This is a genomic window from Streptomyces chlorus (assembly GCF_042655885.1).
Classification (GTDB): Bacteria; Actinomycetota; Actinomycetes; order Streptomycetales; family Streptomycetaceae; genus Streptomyces; species Streptomyces chlorus.
Genome location: NZ_JBHSOA010000044.1, coordinates 1 through 23,924, shown reverse-complemented (window position 1 = coordinate 23,924; position 23,924 = coordinate 1). Strand labels below are relative to the sequence as shown.

The window sequence follows — 23,924 nt, the reverse complement described above, 5'->3', positions numbered from 1 at the left end:
CGCCCTGCTCACGTCAGGTCGAACTCCCCCTCCCGGGCTCCGGACACGAAGGCGCCCCATTCGGCCGGGGTGAAGATCAGGGAAGGGCTCTGAGGGCGCCCACTGTTCCGCATGGCGATGAAGCCCTCCACGAAGGCGATCTGGACATCCCCCAGGCCTCGGCTGCTGGACTGCCACTGTGCGTTGCTCAGGTCCAGGTCGGGCTTGTCCCAGCCGGTGAGCGGTCGCTGCTGGGTGGTGCTTTCGGCCACGTCCGTGCTCCTCCCGATTTCCGTTGTCCGCGGCCAGCCTAGCGATCGGTTCCGGCCGCCGACAGGTCATGTCAGGAGTGCCTTTCCACAGGAACGGCACGGGTTCGGCGCGGGCACGACACGGACGCGGTGCGGACGGGTCAGGAGGCGGGGGGGCTGATCGGAGCAAGGCGCACGTGACGCGCGCGCCGGGACCGCCGGCGTCCTGACGGCGGACTTCGGACCGCGGACTCCGGACCGCACGATTGAACGCGGGATGACGTGCGCACGTACTGGTGGCGGCAGGCCCGTTCACGGGCCCGGTGTGCCATGCCCTCGCAATACCGCACGGAAGGACCCCCGGGTGCAGCTCTTCACACGCTCCCGTCAGCTGTCGGACCCCACCGAGAGCGGAGCGGACCCGGACGACGGACCGGCCGAAACCACCGACAGCCCCACCGCCCCCGCCGACACGCCGAAGCCCTTCGAGGAGACCCCCGACGGCCCGGCGCCCACGCGACGGGACCGCTGGCGCCGCGACCACCCCCGCGCCGCCCGCGGTGTCACCGTAGGGACGACCGTCCTGGCCGGAGCGCTGCTGCTGTTCGCGCTCCTCGTGCCGAACCGTGTGGAGCGGCTGTCCCCCGAGGCGTTCCTCCGCATCCCGGCCGAGGGTGTCCTGCTGGCGACGCTGCTGCTCGCGCTGCCGCCGAGGCCCCGGCGGATCACGGCGGTGGTCTCGGGCACCCTGCTCGGTCTGCTCACCGTCCTGAAGATGGTGGACATGGGGTTCTACCAGGTGCTGGCCCGGCCGTTCGACCTGGTGCTCGACTGGATCCTGTTCGACGACGCGGCCGAGTTCGTCCGGGAGTCGTTCGGCCGGGGCGGGCAGATCCTCGCCGTGATCGGTGTGATCGTCCTGTTCGTCGCCCTGCTGGTGCTGATGACGCTGGCGGCGGTGCGGATCACGAACCTGATGGTCCGCCACCGTCCGGCCGCCGTCCGCACCACCCTGGTCCTCGGCATCGCGTGGATCACCTGTGTCACCCTGGGCGTGCAGATCACCGGCGTCCCGCTCGCCACCAAGGGCACCGCGGAGATGCTGGGCAACCGCGTGGAACAGGTGCGCGCGGGGCTCAGGGACGCACGGGTCTTCGAGCAGGAGGCCGCCGTCGACGCCTTCGCCGATACTCCACCGGACCAGTTGTTCACCGGGCTGCGCGGCAAGGACGTCCTGTTCACCTTCGTCGAGAGCTACGGCCGGGTCGCGATCGACGATCCGGCGATGGCGGAGCCGATCGACGCGGTACTGAAGGAGGGCACCGGCACCCTGAAGGCCGCCGGTTTCGAGTCGCGCAGCGGCTGGCTCAGGTCGCCGGTGACGGGCGCGGGCAGCTGGCTCGCCCACTCCACCTTCCTGTCCGGCCTGTGGATCAAGAACCAGCAGCGCTACCGCAGCCTCACCACCAGCGACCGCATGACCCTCACCAACTACTTCCGCAAGGCCGGTGACTGGCGGACCGTCGGCATCGTGCCCGGGGTGCGGCGGGCGTGGCCGGAGGGCAAGTACTTCGGCCTGGACCACATCTACGACTCCGAGCACCTCGGCTACCAGGGCCCGTACTTCAGCTGGACGCCGGTGCCCGACCAGTTCACCATGGAGGCCTTCGAGCGTCTGGAGCACGGCAGGAAGGACCGGCAGCCGATCATGGCGGAGATCATCCTCGCCTCCAGCCACAACCCGTGGTCCCCCAACGCCCGCATGCTCGACTGGGACGACCTCGGCGACGGCTCCGTGTTCCACGAGATCAAGAAGGAGGGCACCGACCCCGTGGAGGTCTGGCAGGACCCGGAGAAGGTACGCACCGAGTACCGCAAGTCCATCGAGTACTCGCTGCGCAGCCTGACCGAGTGGATGGAGCGGTACGGCGACGAGGACACGGTCCTGGTCTTCCTCGGCGACCACCAGCCGGTCCCGACCGTCACCGCCGGCAGCACCGACAAGGACGTGCCGATCACGATCGTCGCCCGCGACCAGAAGGTCCTGGACCGGGTGGCGGACTGGAACTGGACCGACGGCCTCAAGCCCGCGCCCGACGCCCCGCGCTGGGGCATGGACGAGTTCCGCGACCGCTTCATGACCGCGTACGGACCGCAGGGAGGCAAGCACGGCGGCGGGAGCGGCGGCGCGTCCGGCGCCACCGGCTGAGCGGAGACCTCCCGGCCCCACCCCGCTCCCCTCTCCCCCACTCACGGCACCCCCGACGCGCGGAAGAAGTGCGCCCCGGCCCTTGCCTTGGGCGGGGTCGGGCTGGATTACTGATGCCTGCGGGAACGACCGAATGATCGGTCGCCCGTATTGGCATGATTGATGCGATGGGTGCGATGAGCGAGGGGAAGTTCCTGATGACTCAGGCGGTGGACCTGCTCGACTCGGCGGAACGGCTCGGCGTGGAGGAGCTGCGGGCACTCCAGCTGGAGCGGCTGCGGTCCTCACTGCGGCACGCCTACGACCATGTGCCGTTCTACCGGGCGTCCTTCGACGCGGCGGGCGTCCACCCGGACGACTGCCGCTCCCTCGTCGACCTGTCCCGGTTCCCGTTCACCACCAAGGCGGACCTGCGGGAGAACTACCCGTACGGAATGTTCGCCGTGCCGCGCGAACGGCTCCGCCGGCTGCACGCCTCCAGCGGGACCACCGGGCGCCCCACGGTGGTCGGCTACACCGAGGGCGACCTGTCCATGTGGGCGGACATGGTGGCCCGTTCGATCCGCGCGGCGGGCGGGCGGCCCGGGGACACGGTACATGTGGCGTACGGCTACGGCCTGTTCACCGGCGGCCTGGGCGCCCACTACGGCGCCGAGCGGCTCGGCTGCACGGTGATCCCCGCCTCCGGCGGCATGACGGCCCGGCAGGTGCAGCTGATCCAGGACCTGAAGCCCGCGGTGATCATGGTGACGCCGTCCTACATGCTCACCCTGCTGGACGAGTTCGAGCGGCAGGGCGTCGATCCGCGCGGCACCTCCCTGCGCGTGGGGATCTTCGGCGCCGAGCCCTGGACGGAGCGGATGCGGCAGGAGATCGAGGAGCGGTTCGCGATCGACGCGGTCGACATATACGGACTGTCGGAGGTCATCGGACCGGGTGTCGCGCAGGAGTGCGTGGAGACCAAGGACGGACTGCACATTTGGGAGGACCACTTCCTCCCGGAGGTCGTCGATCCCCTCACCGGTGAGGTGCTGCCGGAGGGCGAGCGGGGCGAACTGGTGTTCACCTCGCTCACCAAGGAGGCGATGCCCGTCGTCCGGTACCGGACGCGGGACCTGACCCGGCTGCTGCCGGGGACGGCCCGGACCTTCCGGCGCATGGAGAAGGTCACCGGCCGCAGCGACGACATGGTGATCCTGCGCGGCGTGAACCTCTTCCCCACCCAGATCGAGGAGATCGTGCTGCGCACACCGGGCGTGGCGCCGCACTTCCAGCTCCGGCTCACCCGGGAGGGCCGTATGGACGCCCTCACGGTGCGCGCCGAGGCCCGGCCGGACGCGGACGCCGCCACTCGCGCGGCGGCGGCCCGGTCCGTCGAGGCGGCCGTGAAGGACGGCATCGGGGTGTCGGTCGGGGTGGAGATCGTCGATCCGGAGACGCTGGAGCGGTCGGTGGGCAAGATCCGGCGGATCGTGGACCTGCGTCCGCGCTGAGCCGCGCCGGTTCACGCCGAGTCGGATACCGCGCTCACCCGGTGAAGCGGTCGCGCAGCTCCCGCTTGAGGATCTTCCCGCTGGCGTTGCGCGGCAGCTCGTCCACGAACAGCACCCTCTTCGGCACCTTGAAGGAGGAGAGCTGCTCGCGCGCGTGCGCGATCAGCTCCTCCTCCGTCGCCTCGCCCCGCGCGACGACGACCGCCGTGACGGCCTCCACCCAGCGGTCGTCGGGAAGGCCGATCACGGCCGCCTCGGCGACCGCCTCGTGCGTGTACAGCGCGTCCTCGACCTGCCGCGAGGCGACCAGGACGCCGCCGGAGTTGATGACGTCCTTCACCCGGTCGACGATGGTGAAGTAGCCGTGGGCGTCCCGCACCGCGAGGTCCCCGGAGTGGAACCAGCCGTCGCGGAAGGCCTCGGCGGTCTCCTCGGGCTTGTCCCAGTACCCCTCGCACAGCTGGGGCGACCGGTAGACGATCTCACCGGGTGTCCCGTCGGGTACGTCCTTGCCGTCCTCGTCGACCACCCGCGCGTCCACGAACAGCACGGGCCGCCCGCAGGATTCCATGCGCCCCTTGTGCTCGTCGGGGGCGAGGACGGTCGCCAGCGGGCCGATCTCGCTCTGCCCGAAGCAGTTGTAGACGGCCAGGTCCGGCAGCCGCCGGGTCAGCCGCTCCAGGACCGGTACCGGCATGATCGACGCCCCGTAGTACGCCTTGCGCAGTCCGCTCAGGTCCCGGGTCGCGAAGTCGGGGCGGTGGGACAGGCCGATCCAGACCGTGGGCGGGGCGAACAGGCTGTCCGCGCGGCCCGCCTCGATCAGGTCGAAGATCCGGTCGCCGTCGGGCGCGTCGAGAATGACGCTGGTCGCGCCGACCGCGAGGTAGGGCAGCAGGAAGACGTGCATCTGCGCCGAGTGGTAGAGCGGCAGTGCGTGCACGGGGAGGTCGCCCGCCCGGAGGTCGAGGGCGGTGATGGCGCTCAGGTACTCGTGCACCAGGGCGCGGTGGGTCATCATCGCGCCCTTGGGCCGGGCGGTGGTGCCGGAGGTGTAGAGCAGCTGCACCAGGTCCTCGGAGCGCGGCTCGGGACCGTCGTGGGCGGGCGCCTCGGCCAGCAGGTCGAGCAGCGAGCCGTCGGCGTCGCGCAGGGGCAGCGTCCGTATGCCGTCCGGGAGCCGCCCGGCGAGGTCGGGGTCCGCGAGGACCAGGCCGCTGCCGGACTGGCCGACGAGGTAGGCGAGGTCGTCGCCGGTCAGGTTCTGGTTGACCGGTACGTGCACCAGGCCCGCGCGGGCGCAGGCGAGGAAGCCGATCAGGTAGGCGTCGGAGTTGTGGCCGTAGGCGCCGACCCGGTCGCCGGGCGACAGTCCCGTGCCGAGCAGGACGCTCGCCGCGCGGGAGACGGCGGTGTCGAGTGCGTCGTACGTCCAGGTGCGGTCGCCGTACTCGACGGCGACGCGCGCCGGGGTGCGGCGGGCGCTGCGTCGTAGGAGTCCGTCAACCGTGCTGGTGTGTCCGGGCGTCATGGAAGACGATCCTCGGTTCACCGGCCGGGGAGGTCAAGTCACCGGGCCGGCCGAACGGTCCGGGTGGACCGTGCCGACTACCCCCAGGCCGGCCCCGCGGCGGCAGCGGGGAACGGCGTGAAGCCGAAGGCGGCGTGCTCGGCTCCCAGGGACTGCTCGGCTCCGTCTGCATGGGCGCAGGATGCGGTCTCGGACGACAGAAGGGTTTTCCTGATGTCTCGTCAGGCGAGTGTCGAGGGGATCGGCCGCGCTCCGCCCACCCTCCATGGCCACGCACACCCCATTGACACATCCCGCACCTGACAGGAAAGTTTCACCCCGCAAGGCGATCCCCGAAAGAATCTTTCAGGCCGCCGGCCGCGGCTACGACACGGGAGGAACCCTCCATGGTGGACGAAGAGTCGAGCGGCGTTACGCGTCGTCAACTCGGCGGACGTGCAATGGCCTTGGGCGGCGCCCTGGCCTTCGCCGCCCTCCCGGCCGGCCCGGTCTCGGCGGCCTCACCGGCTTCGGCGAAATCGGCTGCGGCGGGCGGTGGACACCCGACCCTGCGGCGTGGGCCGGCCCGGCGGGCCGGGCTGCTCGCCGGCCATCTGGACCAACTCGTCACCGACGCCGAGGCGTTCCTCGGCCCGTCGCCCGAACACCCCTGGTACGCGGGCGCCGTGCTCCTCGCCGGGCGCGGCGGCACCGTGGCCCTGCACCGGCCCATCGGCATGGCGGTGCGCTACCAGGCGTACGACGAGAAGACCGACACCGGCGTCGAGTTTCCGGCGGACCGGCAGATCCCCGTGACCGAGGACACCGTCTTCGACCTGGCCTCGGTGTCGAAACTGTTCACCTCCGTCCTCGCGGTGCAGCAGATCGAGCGGGGCACGCTGGAGCTGGAGGCGGCCGTCGCCTCGTACCTGCCGGACTTCGGCCGCGCCGGCAAGGCGGACATGACGCTCCGTCATCTACTCACGCACACCTCGGGTTTCCGCGCCTGGATCCCGCTCTACAAGGCGCCCACCTACGAGGAGCACGTCCGGCTCGTCCTCGACGAGGTACCCGTCAGCGCGCCCGGAACGGCGTATCTGTACTCGGACCTGAACCTGATCTCGCTCCAGCTGGTGCTCGAGAAGGTCACCGGCCGCTCCCTGGACGTCCTCCTGCGGGACGAGATCACCGGCCCCCTGGGTATGGACCGCACCCGCTACAACCCGCCCGCCTCCTGGAAACCGGGGATCGCCGCCACCGAGGACGCCCGTCTGCCCTGGTCCGGCCTCGACCGGGGGCTGGTGTGGGGCGAGGTGCACGACGAGAACGCCTACAGCCTGGGCGGGGTCGCGGGCCACGCGGGTGTGTTCTCCTGCGCCTGGGATCTGGCGGTCCTCGGGCGGACCCTGCTCAACGGCGGCGGCTACGGCCGGGCGCGCATCCTCGGACCGAAGTCGGTGGAGCTGATGTTCACCGACTTCAACTCCGACTTCCCCGGGGACGAGCACGGCCTGGGCTTCGAGCTCTACCAGCACTGGTACATGGGCGCGATGGCCACCCCGCGCACGGCGGGCCACACCGGGTTCACCGGCACCTCGCTGGTGCTCGACCCGACGACCGACTCGTTCCTCGTCGTCCTGGGCAACTCGGTTCATCCGGTACGTAGTTGGCGCTCCGGCTCGGCTCCCCGGGTCGCCGCCGCGAACCAGCTGGCCCGCGCGGTCCCGGTCGGGCCGGCTCCGGGGCGCGACGGGCGGGATGGACGGGACGGACGGGACGGACGAACGTCCTGGTTCTCCGGAATGGCCGGTTCGACGACGGCGACACTCACGCTGCCCGCGCTGGACACATCATCCGGTGGGGCACGGCTGCGCTGTGCCCTGTGGTGGGACACCGAGCCACACGCCGACCTCCTCACCCTGGAAGCCACGACCGACAGTGGCACCACCTGGCAGCCGGTGCCGTTCGCCACCGAGCGCCGGGACGAGGCACCGGAGCAGCATGCGGCGGGCACCGCGACGGGCTGGTCGGGCCGGGTCTGGCACGGGCTCACCGCCGGCCTGCCCGCCGCGCGGAGCCTCACCCTGCGCTGGCGGTACGCGACGGACCGGCTGTACGTGGGGCGTGGTGTCTACGTCGACGGGATGCGCGTGCGGGCCGACGGCCGCGTTCTGTTCGACGAGGCCCGTCCGGCGGACGCCGCACGCGTCAAGGCGACGGGATGGACCCGCTCCGCCGACTGAACCGGGGCCGGTCCCAGCCTCCGTCAGTCCGCCTCCAGCACCGCCATCGCCGCGTTGTGGCCCGGCACCCCGCTCACCCCGCCGCCGCGCACCGCGCCCGCGCCGCACAGGAGGACGTTGGCGTGCCGGGTCTCCACGCCCCACCGGCCGGTGCCTTCCTGGGCGTGGGGCCAGGACAGCGCGCGGTGGAAGATGTTCCCGCCGGGCAGCCCGAGATCGCGTTCCAGGTCCAGCGGGGACTTCGCCTCCAGGCAGGGGCGCCCGTCCGCGTCGGTCGCCAGGCAGTCGGCGAGCGGTTCGGCCAGATGGGCGTCGAACTGGGCGAGCGTCGCGGCGAGGAGTTCCTCGCGTACGGCGTCGTTGTCGTGGGCGAACAGCCGGGCCGGGGTGTGCAGGCCGAAGAGGGTGAGCGTCTGGTAACCCTGGGCGGCGAGCTCCGGACCGAGGATCGTCGGGTCGGTGAGCGAGTGGCAGTAGATCTCGGAGGGCGGCGCGGCGGGCAGTTCACCAGCGGCGGCCTGTGCGTGAGCGGCGGCCAGTTGCCCGTATCCCTCGGCGATGTGGAAGGTGCCGGCGAACGCCTCGCGCGGGTCGACGGAGCTGTCGCGCAGCCTCGGCAGCCGGGTGAGGAGCATGTTCACCTTGAGTTGGGCGCCCTCGGCCGGGGCGGGGGGCATGTCGCCGGTGAGCGCCGCCAGTTCCCTCGGGGAGGCGTTCACCAGGACGTGCCGGGCGGCGGCGACGCCCTCGCCGTCGGCCGTACGGTGGGTGACCTCGGCCGTGCGGCCGTCCGTGTCGATGCGTATCACCTCGTGACCGGTGGCGATGACGGCGCCCGCGTCGCGCGCGGCGGCGGCCAGCGCGTCGGTGAGGGCGCCCATGCCGCCGACCGGCACGTCCCAGTCGCCGGTGCCACCGCCGATGACGTGGTAGAGGAAGCAGCGGTTCTGCTCGAGCGCGGGGTCGTGGGCGTCGGCGAACGTGCCGATGAGGGCATCGGTGAGGACCACTCCCCGTACCAGGTCGTCGGTGAAGTTCTCCTCGACGGCGACACCGATCGGTTCCTCGAACAGGGTCCGCCAGGCCTTCTCGTCGTCGACGGTGCGGCGCAGCTCCTCGCGGGTGGGCAGCGGTCCGGTGAGGGTGGGGAAGACGCGCTCGGCGACGCGGCCGGTCATGCCGTAGAAGCGCTGCCAGGCCCGGTATTCGCTCTCGGAGCCGGTGAGCCGGGCGAACGCCTCTCGGGTGCGCTGTTCACCGCCGCCGACGAGCAGCCCGGTGGGCCGTCCGTCACGTTCGGCGGGGGTGTACGAGGAGATGGTGCGGGCACGCACCCGAAAGTCGAGCCCCAGTTCCCGGACGATCTTTTGGGGCAGCAGACTGACCAGGTACGAGTACCGGGACAGCCGTGCGTCGACGCCGGGGAACGGCCGGGTGGACACCGCTGCCCCGCCGGTGTGGTCCAGCCGTTCCAGCACCAGTACGGAGCGTCCGGCCCGGGCCAGGTAGGCGGCGGCGACGAGACCGTTGTGGCCTCCGCCGACGATGACGGCGTCGTACGTCCGGGTTCCCTCGTGTGCGGTCACGGTTATTCGTAACACGTGAAGATCCGGGTCTGCCAGGCGGCGGGCGATGTTCGGGCAGTAGGGGCACCACCGGGCGCGCGTGTCGCAGCGGCACACCTGTCGTACGTCATGCCCGTCACCGCACCCGTCGTGCCCGTCGCGCTCAGCCCGCCGCCCGCCGCTGTTTCAGCGCCGCCACCTCGCGGTACAGCCCGGCGGCCACGTCTGTGTGCCCGAGTCGCTCCAGGCAGTGGGCCTCGTCGTTGCGGGCGGCGAGGGTGTCGCGGTGGTCCGCGCCGAGGAGGCGCTCACGGGCGTCGGCCACCCGGCGGTACTCGGTGAGCGCGTCCGCCCAGCGGCCCAGCCAGCCCAGGCCGACGGCGACCTCGCGGCGGCTGACCAGGGTGTCCGGATGGTCGGCGCCGAGGGCGCTCTCGCGTAGCGAGCACACGGCGCGGGACTCGGCAAGGGCCTCGGTCCAGCGGCCGAGCCGGCCGAGGTTGACGCCCAGGCCGTGCCGGGCGCGCAGGGTCTCGGGGTGGGCGGGGCCCTGGACCCGGGTGCGGTCGTCGACCAGGCCTCGGTAGAGGTCGAGGGCCTGTGCGGTGCGGCCGAGCCGGCCGAGTCCGATGCCGATCTCGTAGCGGGCGGCGAGGGTGTCGGCGTGGTCCGGGCCGAGCACCCGCGCGCGGGCCTCGGCGACCTCGCGGTAGGCCCCCAGGGCCTCCGCCCACCGCCCCAACTGCCCGAGGGCGTAAGCGACTTCGTAGCGGGTGACCAGGGTGTCCGGGTGCTCGGGGCCGAGCACCCGGGCGCGGGCGGCAGCCACCTCGCACGCCGTGCTGTACGAGTCCTCCAGACGGCCGAGCCTGCTGAGGTTGAAGGCGAGGTTGTGCCGGCAGCGCAGGGTCTCGGGATGCTCGGCCCCCATGGTGCGCTCGCGGGCCGAGAGCACCGACAGATACACCTGGTGGGCGTCGAGGGGCCGGCCCAGCTGAGCGAGGACGTACGCCATTTCCTGACGGGCGGCGAGGGTGTCGGGGTGCTCGGAGCCGAGCGTGCGGATACGGGCCTCGGTCACGTGCTTGTACTCACGCAGGGCGTCGGCGACGCGGCCGGTGCGGCTGAGGGTGAAGGCGCCCTCGTAACGGCTGGCGAGTGTGTCGGGGTGGTGCGGGCCGAGGAGGTGCTCGCGCTCCGCGGCGACCGCGCGGTGCACCTCCCCCGCCTCCGTCCAGCGGCCCAGGCGGCCGAGGCTCAGGCCCGCGTTGTGCCGTCCGGCCAGGGCGGTCAGGGCCTCCGGGGACGGGGCGGGCCGCTCCTTCGCCGGGGCCGGCCCGCCACGGCCGGTGGCGGGGCGGGCGATCCATTCGCCGGACAGGCCGGCCGCCGGGTCCGGGGGCGCGGTGTGCGGTCCGGCGACGGCCGCCTTGCGGCCGGTGGTCATGCCACGCGTCCAGGACGGCAGCCGGGGCGCGCGCCCCACCGGCTCGGGCCGGGCGGCCGGATGTGACGGGGGCGCGGGGTCGCTCGCGCCGGGCGTCCCCTCGGGGCGAGGCCTGGCCGTCACCGCGGCCGGCACCGGCAGCGGCGCCGACGTGGCCCGCAGTGCGCCGATCCGGCGGGCCAGTTCGCGTGCGTTGTCGGGGCGCCGGCCGGGTTCCTTGGCCAGCAGGTCGAGGATGATCCGCTCCAGGCGCTCGGGCAGTTCGGCACGGTGGACGCGCGGTGGCCGGGGCGGGGTGTCACGGTGCCCGACGAGGATGGCCCACGCGTCGTCGAGGTCGAACGGCGGTACTCCGGTGGCGATCTCGTAGAGCACGCAGCCGAAGGAGTACAGGTCGCTGCGCCGGTCGACCTCGGTGCCGCTGATCTGCTCGGGCGACATGTAGTGCGGGGTGCCCATCGCGACGCCGGTGCCGGTCAGCCGGGAGGTGAACCCGATGTCGTGGCCGAGGCGGGCGATGCCGAAGTCGCAGATCTTCACCGTGCCGTCGTCGAGCCGCACGATGTTGGCGGGCTTCAGGTCCCGGTGCACGATGCCCTGGTCATGGGTGTAGGCGAGGGCGGCGGCGACCTGCTCGGCGATCTCCACCACCTCGTCGACCGGCAGCGGGTGCTGCTTGTTGTCCTCCAGGAGCCGGCTGAGGTCACGGCCCTGGAGCAGCTCCATCACCAGATACAGCACACCGTCGTACTCGCCGAAGTCGTGCACGACGGTGATCCCGCGGTGCTGCAGGGACGCCGCCACCCGGGCCTCCCGCCGGAACCGCTCGCGCAGCACCCGGCTGAACGCGTGGTCGTGCTGTGCGCCCACCGGCTTGAGGCACTTCACCGCAACCTCTCTGCCGAGCGACTCGTCGCGTGCCCGCCACACCTCCCCCATGCCGCCCCGCCCGATCGGATCGACCAACCGGTACCGGCCATGGATCAGCCTGCTGTCCCCCATCTTCCGCCCCCGTCAGTGGTCAACGCGCCCTCCCCTGGCCCGTCCAGTATGGCGATGTGTCACCCGATTTTGTATGGTGCCGGACGCCGCCGCGCGTCGGCGAACAGCCGCCGCCCGTCACCTGTCGCTCCCGATGACCTGTGCTCCCGCCGACCGGCACAGCATCACACCCGGCAGGCTGCCGAGCCTTCCTGGCACATGGGTCCAGGCCGAAGGCCCTCCGCCGTGCACCGTTGCCGGCATCGCGGGCGCCGACCACGCCTCGATCAGCACCCGGCCACCGGTTCCCGCCCAGGCTGTGAAACCCATCCGGTCTGCCGGGGACCGCGGATTCGCCGAGCCGTTGTCCGGCCCGCGAGCGGTGTCGCTCTCGAGCCGGCCTCGGTATGTGACAGCCCACGCCGAGCCGGCCGTCGGCGCCGAGCCGCCGGCCGGTCTCCCGGTGGAACCGTTTCCCGGCGGTCGGGTCGGCGTGCCGGGTGTGAACGTTGTCGAGCGCCGGTTCGGCGAAGCAGGCGCGCAGTTCGGTGCGCAGCCGCTGTTGCTCGGGCGTGTGGTCCAGACGCCCGGCGTCGCCTCCGGGCGCCCACAGGGCCGGTCCTGTGGGCGCACACGGTGGAACGCGTCGCAGAAATCGGGAACGACGAACGCCCGCCCGACCGGTGACGGTCGCGCCGCCGGTCGGTTCAGCGTGTCGCGGACGTCAGGGCGTCGAGGGGGTCAGTGTGTCGAGAAAGTCCGTGCAGGCCCGCGCGCAGGTCCGGCACACCTCGGCCGTGCGCTCCGCGCCGGGGTGCCTGTCGAAGGCGTGCGCGCCCTCGAGACACGCCTGTCGGCACCATTCCACCTGGGCCCGGACGGTCTCCTCGTCCGCCTGGCTGTCCTCGGACAGCACACGGCTGGTCGCATCGCACACTTCGGCGCAGATGACGCCCTTGCGCCGTACGAGTTCCCGGGGTGTGCCGCCGCCGGGATCCACCAGGCTCGCCCGTACCGCGCAGGCCCGCGAGCATTCCGCACACGCCTGCGCGCAGGCGAACCGGTCCTCGAGATACCGGTACAGCTCCTGCTGGGACACCTGGGGTACCTGGGATGTCGTCGTCACACCTGGCGGGTAGCCCTGGCCACCGACCCTCAAACCACGGATGGTCGCACCACGGACGGTCCCACCTGTCCGGCCCGATACATCAGGGTGTCGGGGGTACCCGCACACCATGTCGAACCCTGTGCTGAACGCCCTGCCGAATGTCTCGTCGAACGTCTCACCGAACGCCCCGACGAACTCCTCCTGGACCCACGCGGGCGATCTCGCCGTCGGCCGCGGCGCCGTCGGCATCGGGCTCGTCGTGGTGGCCGTGCTGGTCGTGGGCCTGTTGATCAGCCTGTTCGCGTCGGGCAGCCGCCGGATCCGGCGCGGCGAGTCCCCCAGGCCACGCCCCGACGAGCAGCCGCGGATGCCCGAGGGCGGCCCGGTCCGCGAGGTCCGCGAACGCCGGGAGCCCGACGAGATGCCCCGCGACGGCGACCGCCTGAGGCCGCACGACCTGCACGGCGGCAGCTCCGGCAGCCGAACCGGCACCTCGCAGGACCGTCCGCGCTGGGACGGGAACGACCGCATCTAGGTCCGATTGCGAAGCCCCCGCCTGTACCGCCTGCCGGCGGCACGGGCCCGGCCCGCCGCTCGAGCAGGCGCGTCAGTGACGCCCTACGTCGGTGTCGGCCAGGTCGGCGAACCGGCCGGCGAGCGAGGCGATGACGTCGGGGCGCAGCTTGTAGTAAGTGAACCGGCCGCACGGCTCCGTCTCGACCACCCCGGCCTCGCGCAGCACGCGCAGATGGTTGGAGGGATTGGTCTGCCGGGCGCCGGCCTGCTCGACGAGATGCGTGGTGCACAGCGTCTCTTGGGCCGGCAGGGTCACGATTCGGAGCCTGAGCGGGTCGGCGAGAACCCGGATCAGGTCGGTGTCGACTGACGTCATCATGGGCCGACAGTTTCACATCAGCGACTACTGACACCACTGGGTGCTGATATCACCCGCCCTTGATGCTCCTGAGAGGGAGACCTCCGATGTCCGACAAGCCCTCCGTGCTCCTCGTCGGCGTCCACAACGCGGGCCGCTCCCAGATGGCCGCCGCGTGGCTGACCCACTCGGCCGGGGACCGCGTCGAGATCCGCTCCGCCGGTTCCACCCCCGCCGACCAGGTCGATCCGGCCGCCGTCGAGGCCATCCGCGAGGTCGGTATCGACATCTCCGCCGAGACTCCGAAGGTGCTGACCGTGGACGCGGTCAAGGAGTCCGACGTCTGCGTCACCATGGGCTGCGGCGACACCTGCCCCGTCCTCCCCGGCAAGTGCTACCTGGGCTGGGCCCTGGACGACCCGGCCGGCCAGGGCGTCGCGGCGGTCCGTCCGATCCGCGAGGAGATCAGGAAGCGGATCGAGAGCTGATCGCGGAGATCGCGCCGGAACCGATGACCTGAGAGGTCGGCCCGAGGGCCTGCCCGAGCAGATCCGGCGGGACAGGAGGGTCAGACCGCTGCCGGCTCCTGCGGGCTCACGGGCTCCAGGACCTCGCGCACCCGGCGCAGCCCGGCGGGGTCGACGGAGTACCAGACCCAGGTGCCGCGCCGCTCGCGGTTCAGCAGTCCGGACTCGGTCATGACCTTGAGGTGATGACTGACGGTGGGCTGCCGCAGGCCGAGGCAGCCCGTGAGGTCACAGACGCACGCTTCTCCCTGGGGTGCCCGCTCGATGAGGCGCAGCAACTGCAGTCGCGTCGGGTCGGCGATGGCCTTCAGCACGGCGGCGAGCCGCTCGGCCTCACTGCGATCGATCAACAGGTAGGCCAGGCCCGCCGCACACGTTTCCGGGCCGCTCGGCACCGTCTCCGCCCGCACGCCGTACGAAGAGATAACCATCTGTTCAGCATAGGTGCGAGCCAGGGATTCCTCCGGTGCGGGAAGCCGGTCCTTCCCCCTTGTTCACCGGGGGTTCGCCTGCGCCACAGACCCTCCAACAACCCCGCACACAGGGCCGTTGGACGTCGGGCACGGGGCGATGAGCAAGGGTCGACGCTCCTGCTCAGGACTCCTGCTTCGCCTTGAGAGCGTCGAGGTCCTTGCGCAGCTCGGCATCCTGCTCCGCGTTGAGCGGCACGAAATGGGCCTTCTCGGCGATGCTCTTGTTGTTCTCGACGTAGTACTCGATGAACGCCGCGACCTCCGGCTTCTCCAGCGAGGACGCCTTCGGGTAGATGAACAGCGGTCGCGCCAGCGGCTTGTAGCTGCCGTCCTGGACGGCCTGCACGGTCGGGGCGACGCAGCCGTCGCCGCTGTCGATCGCCAGGGCCTTCAGCTTGTCCTTGTTCTCCTCGTAGTAGGAGTGGCCGAAGTAGCCCATGCCGCCCACGGATCCCGAGACACCCTGCACGATGAGGTCGTCGTCCTCGTTCGCCGCGTAGTCGGTGCGCGAGGCGCCCTCCTCACCGTTGACGGCCTCGGTGAAGTAGTCGAAGGTGCCCGAGTTCGTGCCGGGACCGGACAGTTCCAGTTCCTGGTCGGGGAACGCCGCATCGACCTGGTTCCAGTTGTCGATCTTCGAACCGGGCTGCCAGATCATCCTCAGCTGATCCACCGTGAGGCACTCGACGAAGTCGTTGTCCTTGCTCACCACGACGGAGAGGCCGTCGCCGGCGACCTGGAGCTCCTGGTACTCGACACCCTTCAGCCTGCAGGCCGACGCCTCGACGTCCTCGATCGCGCGCGAAGCGTTGGAGATGTCGGTCTCGCCGTGGCAGAACTTCTCGAAACCGCCACCGGTTCCGGACGTGCCGACGGTGACCTCGACGTCGGCGTTCTCCGCCTGGAAGAGCTCGGCCGCCACCGTCGACAGCGGAGCCACCGTGCTGGAACCGTCCACCTGGACGGTGCCCGACAGCTTCTCGTCCTCACCGCCACTGCCGTCCGGCCCCGCCTCGGCGCTACCGCACGCGCTCACGGCCAGCAGTACAGCTGCCGTCAAGGCCACAGGGGTCTTGGCCCTGCGCAACGAGGTGGGAATGTTCACGTGTCTCTCGATCCTGGTGACCGCCGAGGGTGCCCGGCCATGCCGATGAGGTGCGCGATGCGCTCCATTGGGACACTTGGATCGAATCTCGTCTATACGAACCGAGGGCATACAAGCAACCACTGGCACATGAACCATAGGTATCCACCTCCATGGATGTACCTGGTGAGCGGTGCCGCAGGCCATGGCTCGGCGTCGACTGAGGAATCGGTTTTGAGGAATCGGAGCCACCGTCGGTATCACAGCATCCGCAGCAGGTCGGTGCAGACCGGCGTCCGAGCCCGTTGTCAGTGGTGGGCGGCATGATGCCGGTCATGACTACTCCCGCAGCAGTGATCGTGGATGCCGCCGCCTACGCACAGGCGGTCGAGAACGCGGTGAGCGCGGCGGCCGCCTACTACGAGGGCGGCACCTCGCCGTTGGACGACGACACCTACGACCGGCTGGTCCGCGGGATCGCCGCCTGGGAGTCGGCGCACCCGGACGAGGTCCTGCCCGACTCCCCCACCGGCAAGGTCGCCGGCGGCGCGGTGGAGGGCGACATACCGCACACGGTGCCGATGCTCAGCCTCGACAACGTCTTCTCGGCCGAGGAGTTCACGGCGTGGACGGCGTCCCTGACCCGACGCATCGGCCGTGAGGTCACCCGTTTCAGTGTGGGCCCGAAGCTGGACGGGCTCGCGATCGTCGCCCGTTACAGCGACGGTCGCCTCACCCGGCTGATCACTCGTGGGGACGGGATCGCCGGGGAGGACGTCTCGCACGCGATCGGCACCGTCGTGGGGCTGCCCGAGCAGCTGGCCGAGCCGATCACCGTGGAGGTGCGCGGCGAAGTCCTGATGACGGCGGCCCAGTTCGAGTACGCGAACGAGGCCCGCACGGGCCATGGCGGTCAGCCGTTCGCCAATCCGCGCAACGCGGCCGCGGGCACCCTGCGGGCGAAGGAGCGGCTCTACACCGTGCCGATGACGTTCTTCGGCTACGGACTGCTGCCGCTGCCCGACACCGACGGCCCCCTTGCCGAGCGGCTGGCGGAGCTCCCCCACAGCGACCTGATGTCCCTGGCCGCCGAGCTCGGCGTGCACACCACCGCCGCGACCATGGTCCCGGAATCCGTCGCCGAGTCGCCGGAGCAGGTCCTGTCCCGGGTGAAGGAAATCGCCGCGGTGCGGGCCGAGTTGCCGTTCGGCATCGACGGGATCGTCACCAAGGCAGACCTCGCCGCAGACCAGCGGGACGCCGGCTCCGGCTCCCGCGCGCCCCGGTGGGCGATCGCGTACAAGCTGCCGGCCGTGGAGAAGATCACCCGGCTGCTGGAGGTGGAGTGGAACGTCGGGCGGACCGGCATCATCGCCCCGCGCGGCGTCCTCGAACCAGTGGTCGTCGACGGCTCCACCATCACCTACGCCACCCTGCACAACCCGGCCGACATCACCCGTCGCGATCTGCGGCTCGGCGACCACGTCATGGTCCATCGCGCCGGTGACGTCATCCCCCGCATCGAGGCCCCCGTCGCCCACCTGCGCACCGGCGAGGAGCAGCCCATCGTCTTCCCCGAGCAGTGCCCGCGCTGCGGATCGGACATCGACACCAGCGGGGAGCGCTGGCGGTGCGCGCAGGGCCGCAACTGCCACCTGGTCGCCTCGCTCTCCTACGCCGCGGGCCGCGACCAGCTCGACATCGAGGGCCTGGGAGCCACCCGTGTCGTCCAGCTCGTCGACGCGGGCCTCGTCGCCGATCTCGCCGACGTGTTCGCCCTCCGGCGCGACCAGTTGCTCGGCCTGGAGCGGATGGGCGAGACCAGTACCGACAATCTGCTCGCCGCGATCGCCGAGGCCAAGGAGCAGCCGCTGTCGCGGGTGCTCTGCGCGCTCGGCGTCCGCGGCACCGGCCGGTCCATGTCCCGGCGCATCGCCCGGTACTTCGCCACCATGGACAACATCCGCTCCGCCGACGCCGAAACGATGCAGCGGGTGGACGGCATCGGATCGGAGAAGGCACCCTCGGTCGTCGCGGAACTCGCCGAACTCGCCCCGCTCATCGACAAGCTCGTCGCGGCGGGCGTCAACATGACAGAACCCGGCGCCACTCCGCCTCCGGCCGCCGAAGCCGCCCCCGACGGTCAGAACACGGCCGGGACGCCCGGGGCGGACCACCCACTGGCCGACATGACGGTGGTGGTCACCGGTGCGATGACCGGAAACCTGGAGAAGCTCTCCCGCAACGAGATGAACGAACTCATCGAACGGGCCGGCGGCCGCTCCTCCTCCAGCGTTTCCAGGAAGACCACCCTCGTCGTCGCCGGAGAAGGCGCCGGCTCCAAGCGCGCCAAGGCCGAACAACTCGGCATCCGCCTCGCCACCCCGGACGAGTTCGCCACGCTGGTCGCGGCCCTCCTGGAGTGAGCTGAACCTCGACACCGCGTCGGCGTACGGGGAAGCAGCGCGTTTTCCTGCCTGTGGCCACCTCCTGCAGCCGGCCGGCGGCGTCCGGCCGGCCACCAGCAGCGCGCCGTCCATGGAGAGCTCCGGCCCGCCGATCCCCGAGACGACTCGGAGGTTCTCGGGCTGTGGCTGCCGCAGTGGCAGTCATGGACCGGGCCTTTCACACAGTGCTGGAACAGGATGAGCATGGAGCGGCTCATGCCGGGGCGCCACGGGGAGACAGGCAGACACCCGTCATCGACGTCCGGATACGGGCGGGGGCCGAAGTGGCGGTCGAGGGCACAGGGGCAAACCCGACAGCCACCAAGGCCCGGCCGTCGGCCGGGCCCTCGACCTGGTCGACCAGGACTTCTTCGCCCAGGCGCCGAACCGCTGCCGGGTCGCGGACTTCACCCACATCTCCACCTGGGCCGGGGTCGTCTACGTCGCGTTCGTCGTGGACACCTTTCCCGCCGTCTCGTCGGCTGGTCGGCGGCCACCACCAAGCACGCCGAACTCGTTCTGGCCGCACGGGAGACGGGCACGAGAGGAAGAGTCCGCCAAGGCCGGCTGACTTGCTGGAAGGCAGCCGCGGCCCGACAGCACACCGGGCCGAGGCTAAAGTCGGCGGATGCACCAGTTCACGGAGACTGAAGCCTTGTCGGGGATCGTGCGTGAGGCACTGGGTGCGGGGGTCCACGTTGTCGGAGTGGACCGGTTGCGAGGCGGGAGCAAGAAGGGCGTCTACCGGGTCCACGTGGACGGAACGCGGGCAGCAAGTGTGATCGTCTACAGCTGGGCCGAGGTCGAGAACTTCTGGCCAGATACGGAAGGGATCGACGCGGCGCACCCATTCGCTCCCGCCTCCGGGCTGGTCCCCTTTCTGGCCGCTCAGCGGAGGCTGGACCGCCTCGGGGGTCCGGGTTCCGGCGGTACTCCTGGCTAGGGAACGTTCTCTGGCGATCCCCCTGCGCACTGCCACGCAGCGTCTCTCCGGAGGGGGTTGAAAATCGGCGTCGGCGCCTCTCCGTCTGCTTCGCACGGGCCTCGTTTCTTGGGGCGACCGCCTCACGCCGACGGCTCTGCCGCAGCGGGTCTTACGAGTCGTGGCTCTGAGCATGCGCTCGCCCGTCGGCGGCGACACCCGCATCGGCCGAGGCACCCGACGGTACGCGGGCGGAAGGGACGGGCCCGGCACCCTCGCGACGCTGCTGGTCGGTTCGGCCTGGCGTTCCGGGCTCCGCGAGCCCGGAACGCCGGAGCCGGGTGCTCCGGCCGCGACCGTGACACATTCCCGGAAAGTGTCACGGTCGGCGGACTCATGCCCCGGGTCCGCCGGATTCACCAACAGCTTCCCTCGCGTGCCGGGCCAGTGGTGTCAACGGTTCATGGCCGCCCAGAACTCCTCAAAAGACATCTGGCCGTCGCCGTTGGCGTCGAGCGAATCGATCAGTTCCTGGGCCTCCGACTCGGTGATCTCGGAACCCTCCAGCTCCGCCACGACCTTCCGGTACTCGTCTGCGGTGACCAGGCCGTCCCCGTCCAGGTCGTAGCGCTCGAAGACCTTCCGCGCCGCCGTCTCCACGATGTCCGCCATGTGCTCCGTCCTTCTACGATCTTCGCTGACGGGCCCACACTATCCGTCCGCCCGGGATCAAAGGCGGGCGCTGCCCCAGCCCACCCGGGACGCCGCCCTCGGTCCGCGTACATCGTGGCGAAGGCCACGCCCCGCCCTGAGCAACCACCGTTCAGGGCGTTCCGGCTGAGCATCCCAGTCGGCAGCGGCCCGGAGCGGCGCACCGGCGTTGTCGCGGCCGGCAGCACCATGATCAGCGGATCACGGAGCTGCGCCGCCGCTCGTGCGTACAGGGGGGACGGCGCGGTCGGCGACCACTTCGTTGGGACCGCGCCGAGCCAGGCGACGTACCGCCTACCCAGGGCTGAGGCCGATGTCACGGTCGCCCGGCGCCGGCGCGGTGCCGGGCCGACGGCATGACACGAGCTCTCCCGTCCGGTTCCGGTTCACTCGCCGGTCCGCCACCGGTCAGTCGTGCCGGGACTCAGGCACGATGATCACCGGGCACTCCGCCCGGTGCAGGAGGCCATGTACCACCGACCCCAGCCTCATGCCGGAATATCCCCCGCGCCCGTGTCTGCCGACGACGACCACCAGGGCACCGACCGAAGCGAGGGCCAGTTCCTCCACCGGGTGGCCGCGCAGGACCTCACAGGTGATCTTCACATCCGGGTACTTCCCTCCCCATCCCGCTACGGTCTCGGACAGGATCCGGCGCCGCTCATCAAGCCCCGCCACTTCGTCGTCGAAGGACACGACGGGCCGCCGCCACACCCACACGGCGTGCAGGCCGGCGCCATGCAGCGCTGCCTCTTCCACGGCGAACTCCACGGCGGCTCTCGAGGATTCGCTGCCGTCGACACCCACGACGAGACGGGGATGCCGTTCCCCCGCGTGCTCCGGCTCCCTGACCACGACGACCGGGCAGTCCGCCCGGGCACTCACCGGAACGGCCACCGAGCCCGCGCTGAGGAGCTCCTCCGGTCGGCTGAGCCGACGGGAACCGACGACGACCATCCGGGCCTGCGCCGCCTTCTGGCAGAGCACCACCGACGGCATGCCGTCGAGCAGTTCCGTCGCCAGGGGCACTTCCGCGTACAGCGCCCGCACCGTGGCGGCCGCATCGGCGAGCGCGCCTTCGCCCTGGACCCGGAGCATCGTGCGACGCCAGGGTGTGCCGACGTGCTGCCCGCCGGGCAGGAGCGGTACCGCCACCACCAGCCGGAGGGGCAACCGCCTGCGGACAGCCTCGTCGGCCGCCCAGGTGAGCGCCGGAATGGACTGCTCGCGCGGGTCGATCCCGACGATCACCTCATTGCGTACAGCGGTGTTCTCCATGGCTCCTCCTGCCGCCTCATGCCGTCATGGGCAACGGACTGCAACGAGTGGGCTCGGCATCACCGTAAGTGCCCTCGGCCATGCCCCCTTCCGTGACGCTTGGACGGGGCGCTCCGTTCACGCTGTCATCGCGGCCGCACGAGAGCCAGGACCGGCAAGCCACTGTCCAGGGGCCGAAGGTCCTGCATGTGGCCTGTCCCGTTCCATTCTTTCCCTGGACGGGCTCGCCCGCCGCCCCATGTCGGCGAGCTGGTCCCGATCCTGGCCGCGCCATTCGCCGGATTCCCGCCGGTACCCATCAGCGGGGGCTGCGGAGACGGCGCGACGCCCGAGCGCCGGTCGACCCGTCGCCGCCCGCCACCCCGCTGATCCCCCTCATCGAAGAGGCCACCGGTGCCATGGACACCGTCGCCCTCCTCCGGCTGGGCAAGGCGGGCGTCGACGTCATCGAAACCGCCATCACCCCGCAGCCCCGTACCGCGGGCCACGCCCTCGTCGATGTGGCGCTGCCTGACGGCACCGTCATCGCCACGATGATCCGGGTGGGCGACCGACTGTCCCACAACGACCTTCACACTCCGAGCCGACGACGAACTCCTCCTGGTCTCCCACACGGCCACCCAGCAGGAGATCCACGCGGTCCCGGTGACAGCCGTGGGATCCGGGCGGGGCACCGACTTTCAGGAAGGACCGGCGCGGCGGGAAACACCCGGGGCGAGCACGTACTTGGCGGCCCGCCGTCGGACCTCGGTCGTCGTGCTCGCTCGGCACCGCCGCCAGATCGGTCTCTGCAAGGCCGTCGCGCAGCCATGGGGTCCAGCGCCACCGCAGCACACGGCCCCGGACGTCCACTTCTTCTTCTCAGGACGCCCGGACCGTCAGGGCATCGTGCTGCTGCCCGCCGAGAACGACCTTGAGCGCACCGGTGTCGGCGGCCCGTGAGAAGACGTCGTACGCCTCTTCCATATGGTCCAGCGGGAAAGTGTGGGTGACCATGGACGCCGCGGACAGACGGCCGGCGGCCATCATGCGCAGCAGCGCGGGAGTGGAGTGCGTGTCGACCAGGCCGGTGGTGATCGTCACGTTCTTGATCCACAGGTCTTCGAGGTGAAGTGTCGCGGGCTTGCCGTGCACACCGACATTGGCCACATGCCCGCCCGGCCGCACCATGCGCATGCATGTCTCGAAGCTCTCCGGCACCCCCACCGCTTCGATGACCACGTCGGCGCCGAGCCCTTCGGTGAGGTCTGCGACCAGTTGCTCGGCTTCTTCACCCGCGACGGCCACGGCATCGGCGCCCAGGCGCCTGGCGGCCTCCAGCCGAGAGGTGGCGAGATCCACGGCGATGATCTTCTCGGGCGTGTACAGCCGGGCGGTGGTTATCGCCGCGAGCCCGATGGGTCCCACTCCGACCACGGCGAGAGTGTCTCCGGGCCGTACGCGCCCGTTCAGAACACCTACCTCGTAGGCGGTGGGGAAGATGTCGGCCAGCAGGACGGCGTCCTTGCTGTCCACCGCGCCGGGAAGGGGGTACACGGACAGGTCCGCGTGCGGCACACGGACGTACTCGGCCTGGGTGCCGTTGATCAGGTGGCCGAGGATCCAGCCTCCGCCGCCACGGCACTGTCCGTACGCCCCCTCCCGGCAGAAACGGCAGCGGCCGCACGCCGTGATGCACGAGACCAGGACGCGGTCGCCGGGGCGGACACCGCGTACGTCGCTGCCCACCTCGACGACCTCGCCGACGGCTTCATGTCCGAGCACCGTGCCGGGGCGCACCTCCGGCACATCGCCCTTGAGGATGTGCAGGTCGGTCCCGCAGATGGTCACGGCGTCGACCCGGACGATCGCGTCGGTGGCCTCCTGCAGGACGGGGTCCGCGATCTCCTCCCAGGCGGACTTGCCGGAGCCGTGGAACACGAGTGCTTTCATGACGATCCCTTCCGGGTACCGGTCGTGGACACACCAGCGGCCGGGGCCCTGCGCGCGGCCACCCGCAGCCCCTGGAACCGTCGGCGTCGAGGATGACGGGACACCCTTGGGTGGCCACCACCTCGAACGGAGTGACCTCGTCTGTCCAGCCTGCCCGTGACGACTGCCGTCCGCATCGGCAGGCGCTCCCCGTTGCCGGACCGTCGGGCCCGGTATGGCAGCCCCGGCTACCGCTTGTGCACCAGAGCCGAACCGTCCAAGGCTGGACGTGAGGGGTGCACCGGACGATCCCACGCTGCCGCCCGGTAGGAGCCGACCGCCGCTCTTTCGGCCGTGGGACCGGGTCGGACCGCAGGGGGGGACGTAACACTCTGCTCACGGGATCGTCCGGCCGCACGCGCATGTCGTCCAGCCGCCGCGGGAGCTTGTCGACCACCGCTTCATGTCCCTTCCTCCTCCGCGCAGGCGTCGGCGGCCAGGACTCCCGCGCCGCCCGCGTTGGTGACGATCGCGACTCGGCTTCCAGCCGGGAGTGGCGGGAGTGCATCAGAGCCGCCGTTTCGAGGAGTTCGCCCACCGACCGGGTGGCGGTGATGCCGGCCTGGGTGAACAGGGCCTGGCGCGTCATGGTCCGCGTGGCGGCGGTCGCGGTGTGCGAGGCGGCGGCCCGCCGGCCCTCGTCGGCACGGCCGGCGCCGGCGGTCAGCAACCGAATTCAGAGTCCGCCGCCCCTGAGGAGTCCGACGGTCGCAGTTCCCCGACCTTTCCCGAAAGCGAGTGTGGAGGGAGGCGACCGAATCAGCCACGGAGTGGGTGATCATGCGAGTACTCGTCTACCACGGCCCCGGACAGATCGCCTGGGACACGGTCATGGATCCGGTGATCGAGGA

The 23,924-nt window shown here is 71.2% G+C and carries 16 protein-coding genes and 3 pseudogenes; 6 read left to right on the top strand and 13 right to left on the bottom strand.

Going from position 1 to position 23,924, the window contains the following annotated elements:
• Positions 1 to 8 precede the first annotated feature (8 nt).
• Positions 9 to 251, bottom strand: coding sequence for a DUF397 domain-containing protein (locus ACFPZI_RS21075; RefSeq protein WP_042172421.1), 243 nt, complete (start codon positions 249 to 251; stop codon positions 9 to 11).
• A 343-nt stretch (positions 252 to 594) separates the two neighbouring features.
• Here ACFPZI_RS21075 and ACFPZI_RS21070 point away from each other — a divergent pair, with 343 nt between their 5' ends.
• Both ACFPZI_RS21070 and paaK read left to right on the top strand, forming a co-directional pair.
• Positions 595 to 2,439, top strand: a complete 1,845-nt coding sequence (locus tag ACFPZI_RS21070) for an alkaline phosphatase family protein (protein WP_381365120.1) — start codon at positions 595 to 597, stop codon at positions 2,437 to 2,439.
• A 197-nt stretch (positions 2,440 to 2,636) separates the two neighbouring features.
• Entirely contained in the window at positions 2,637 to 3,932 is a 1,296-nt protein-coding gene (gene paaK, locus ACFPZI_RS21065) for a phenylacetate--CoA ligase PaaK (RefSeq protein WP_381365330.1), read from the top strand.
• A 34-nt stretch (positions 3,933 to 3,966) separates the two neighbouring features.
• On the opposite strand, the gene ACFPZI_RS21060 is transcribed toward paaK, so the two are convergent.
• On the bottom strand, positions 3,967 to 5,463 hold the full coding sequence (locus ACFPZI_RS21060; protein WP_381365117.1) for an acyl-CoA synthetase: 1,497 nt from the start codon (positions 5,461 to 5,463) through the stop codon (positions 3,967 to 3,969).
• Positions 5,464 to 5,849: 386 nt separating this feature from the next.
• Here ACFPZI_RS21060 and ACFPZI_RS21055 point away from each other — a divergent pair, with 386 nt between their 5' ends.
• The gene (locus ACFPZI_RS21055) at positions 5,850 to 7,685 is read left to right on the top strand and encodes a serine hydrolase (RefSeq protein WP_381365114.1); all 1,836 of its coding nucleotides are present in this window, start codon (positions 5,850 to 5,852) and stop codon (positions 7,683 to 7,685) included.
• 23 nt (positions 7,686 to 7,708) lie between these two features.
• Here ACFPZI_RS21055 and ACFPZI_RS21050 read toward each other — a convergent pair whose 3' ends face one another.
• From ACFPZI_RS21050 to ACFPZI_RS21035, 4 genes and pseudogenes are all read right to left on the bottom strand, one after another.
• A complete protein-coding gene (locus ACFPZI_RS21050) occupies positions 7,709 to 9,271 on the bottom strand; it encodes a phytoene desaturase family protein (RefSeq protein WP_381365112.1) in 1,563 nt (520 codons plus the stop codon).
• A gap of 142 nt (positions 9,272 to 9,413) precedes the next feature.
• A complete protein-coding gene (locus ACFPZI_RS21045; RefSeq protein WP_381365109.1) occupies positions 9,414 to 11,699 on the bottom strand; it encodes a serine/threonine-protein kinase in 2,286 nt (761 codons plus the stop codon).
• Positions 11,700 to 12,093: 394 nt separating this feature from the next.
• Positions 12,094 to 12,261 (bottom strand): annotated as a pseudogene (locus tag ACFPZI_RS21040) (acyl-CoA dehydrogenase); the annotation flags it as partial.
• 141 nt (positions 12,262 to 12,402) lie between these two features.
• Positions 12,403 to 12,804 carry a four-helix bundle copper-binding protein gene (locus ACFPZI_RS21035; protein WP_381365106.1) on the bottom strand — a complete coding sequence of 134 codons (402 nt, stop codon included), beginning with the start codon at positions 12,802 to 12,804 and terminating at the stop codon, positions 12,403 to 12,405.
• A gap of 109 nt (positions 12,805 to 12,913) precedes the next feature.
• Between ACFPZI_RS21035 and ACFPZI_RS21030 the strand changes: the two genes are divergently transcribed.
• A complete protein-coding gene (locus ACFPZI_RS21030) occupies positions 12,914 to 13,321 on the top strand; it encodes a DUF6479 family protein (protein ID WP_381365103.1) in 408 nt (135 codons plus the stop codon).
• 72 nt (positions 13,322 to 13,393) lie between these two features.
• On the opposite strand, the gene ACFPZI_RS21025 is transcribed toward ACFPZI_RS21030, so the two are convergent.
• Positions 13,394 to 13,681 (bottom strand): ArsR/SmtB family transcription factor, encoded by a 288-nt coding sequence (locus tag ACFPZI_RS21025; RefSeq protein ID WP_381365100.1) that lies wholly within the window; start codon positions 13,679 to 13,681, stop codon positions 13,394 to 13,396.
• 86 nt (positions 13,682 to 13,767) lie between these two features.
• Between ACFPZI_RS21025 and ACFPZI_RS21020 the strand changes: the two are divergent.
• Positions 13,768 to 14,180: pseudogene (locus ACFPZI_RS21020) on the top strand (arsenate reductase ArsC).
• Positions 14,181 to 14,228: 48 nt separating this feature from the next.
• Here ACFPZI_RS21020 and ACFPZI_RS21015 read toward each other — a convergent pair.
• Together ACFPZI_RS21015 and ACFPZI_RS21010 are read right to left on the bottom strand one after the other, a co-directional pair.
• Positions 14,229 to 14,618 carry an ArsR/SmtB family transcription factor gene (locus ACFPZI_RS21015; RefSeq protein WP_381365097.1) on the bottom strand — a complete coding sequence of 130 codons (390 nt, stop codon included), beginning with the start codon at positions 14,616 to 14,618 and terminating at the stop codon, positions 14,229 to 14,231.
• 163 nt (positions 14,619 to 14,781) lie between these two features.
• The gene (locus ACFPZI_RS21010) at positions 14,782 to 15,765 is read right to left on the bottom strand and encodes a PstS family phosphate ABC transporter substrate-binding protein (protein ID WP_381365095.1); all 984 of its coding nucleotides are present in this window, start codon (positions 15,763 to 15,765) and stop codon (positions 14,782 to 14,784) included.
• Between the two features lie 314 nt (positions 15,766 to 16,079).
• Between ACFPZI_RS21010 and ligA the strand changes: the two genes are divergently transcribed.
• Positions 16,080 to 18,170 carry an NAD-dependent DNA ligase LigA gene (ligA, locus tag ACFPZI_RS21005; RefSeq protein WP_381365092.1) on the top strand — a complete coding sequence of 697 codons (2,091 nt, stop codon included), beginning with the start codon at positions 16,080 to 16,082 and terminating at the stop codon, positions 18,168 to 18,170.
• 1,396 nt (positions 18,171 to 19,566) lie between these two features.
• On the opposite strand, the gene ACFPZI_RS21000 is transcribed toward ligA, so the two are convergent.
• The 4 genes and pseudogenes from ACFPZI_RS21000 to ACFPZI_RS20985 all read right to left on the bottom strand — a co-directional run.
• Entirely contained in the window at positions 19,567 to 19,785 is a 219-nt protein-coding gene (locus ACFPZI_RS21000) for an EF-hand domain-containing protein (RefSeq protein ID WP_381365089.1), read from the bottom strand.
• Positions 19,786 to 20,232: 447 nt separating this feature from the next.
• The gene (locus tag ACFPZI_RS20995; RefSeq protein ID WP_381365086.1) at positions 20,233 to 21,102 is read right to left on the bottom strand and encodes a universal stress protein; all 870 of its coding nucleotides are present in this window, start codon (positions 21,100 to 21,102) and stop codon (positions 20,233 to 20,235) included.
• An 861-nt stretch (positions 21,103 to 21,963) separates the two neighbouring features.
• Positions 21,964 to 23,034, bottom strand: a complete 1,071-nt coding sequence (locus ACFPZI_RS20990) for a zinc-dependent alcohol dehydrogenase family protein (RefSeq protein ID WP_381365083.1) — start codon at positions 23,032 to 23,034, stop codon at positions 21,964 to 21,966.
• Between the two features lie 455 nt (positions 23,035 to 23,489).
• A pseudogene (locus ACFPZI_RS20985) lies at positions 23,490 to 23,743 on the bottom strand (hypothetical protein); the annotation flags it as partial.
• Between the last annotated feature and the right edge of the window lie 181 nt (positions 23,744 to 23,924).

Excerpts from the sequence above, each read along its gene's own strand:
- ACFPZI_RS21025 (WP_381365100.1), bottom strand. The coding sequence starts at position 13,681 with ATGATGACGTCAGTCGACACCGACCTGATCCGGGTTCTCGCCGACCCG.
- ACFPZI_RS20995 (WP_381365086.1), bottom strand. The coding sequence starts at position 21,102 with ATGGAGAACACCGCTGTACGCAATGAGGTGATCGTCGGGATCGACCCG.
- ACFPZI_RS21030 (WP_381365103.1), top strand. The coding sequence starts at position 12,914 with ATGTCGAACCCTGTGCTGAACGCCCTGCCGAATGTCTCGTCGAACGTC.
- ligA (WP_381365092.1), top strand. The coding sequence starts at position 16,080 with ATGACTACTCCCGCAGCAGTGATCGTGGATGCCGCCGCCTACGCACAG.
- ACFPZI_RS21000 (WP_381365089.1), bottom strand. The coding sequence starts at position 19,785 with ATGGCGGACATCGTGGAGACGGCGGCGCGGAAGGTCTTCGAGCGCTAC.
- ACFPZI_RS21060 (WP_381365117.1), bottom strand. The coding sequence starts at position 5,463 with ATGACGCCCGGACACACCAGCACGGTTGACGGACTCCTACGACGCAGC.
- ACFPZI_RS21045 (WP_381365109.1), bottom strand. The coding sequence starts at position 11,699 with ATGGGGGACAGCAGGCTGATCCATGGCCGGTACCGGTTGGTCGATCCG.
- ACFPZI_RS21015 (WP_381365097.1), bottom strand. The coding sequence starts at position 14,618 with ATGGTTATCTCTTCGTACGGCGTGCGGGCGGAGACGGTGCCGAGCGGC.
- ACFPZI_RS20990 (WP_381365083.1), bottom strand. The coding sequence starts at position 23,034 with ATGAAAGCACTCGTGTTCCACGGCTCCGGCAAGTCCGCCTGGGAGGAG.
- paaK (WP_381365330.1), top strand. The coding sequence starts at position 2,637 with ATGACTCAGGCGGTGGACCTGCTCGACTCGGCGGAACGGCTCGGCGTG.
- ACFPZI_RS21055 (WP_381365114.1), top strand. The coding sequence starts at position 5,850 with ATGGTGGACGAAGAGTCGAGCGGCGTTACGCGTCGTCAACTCGGCGGA.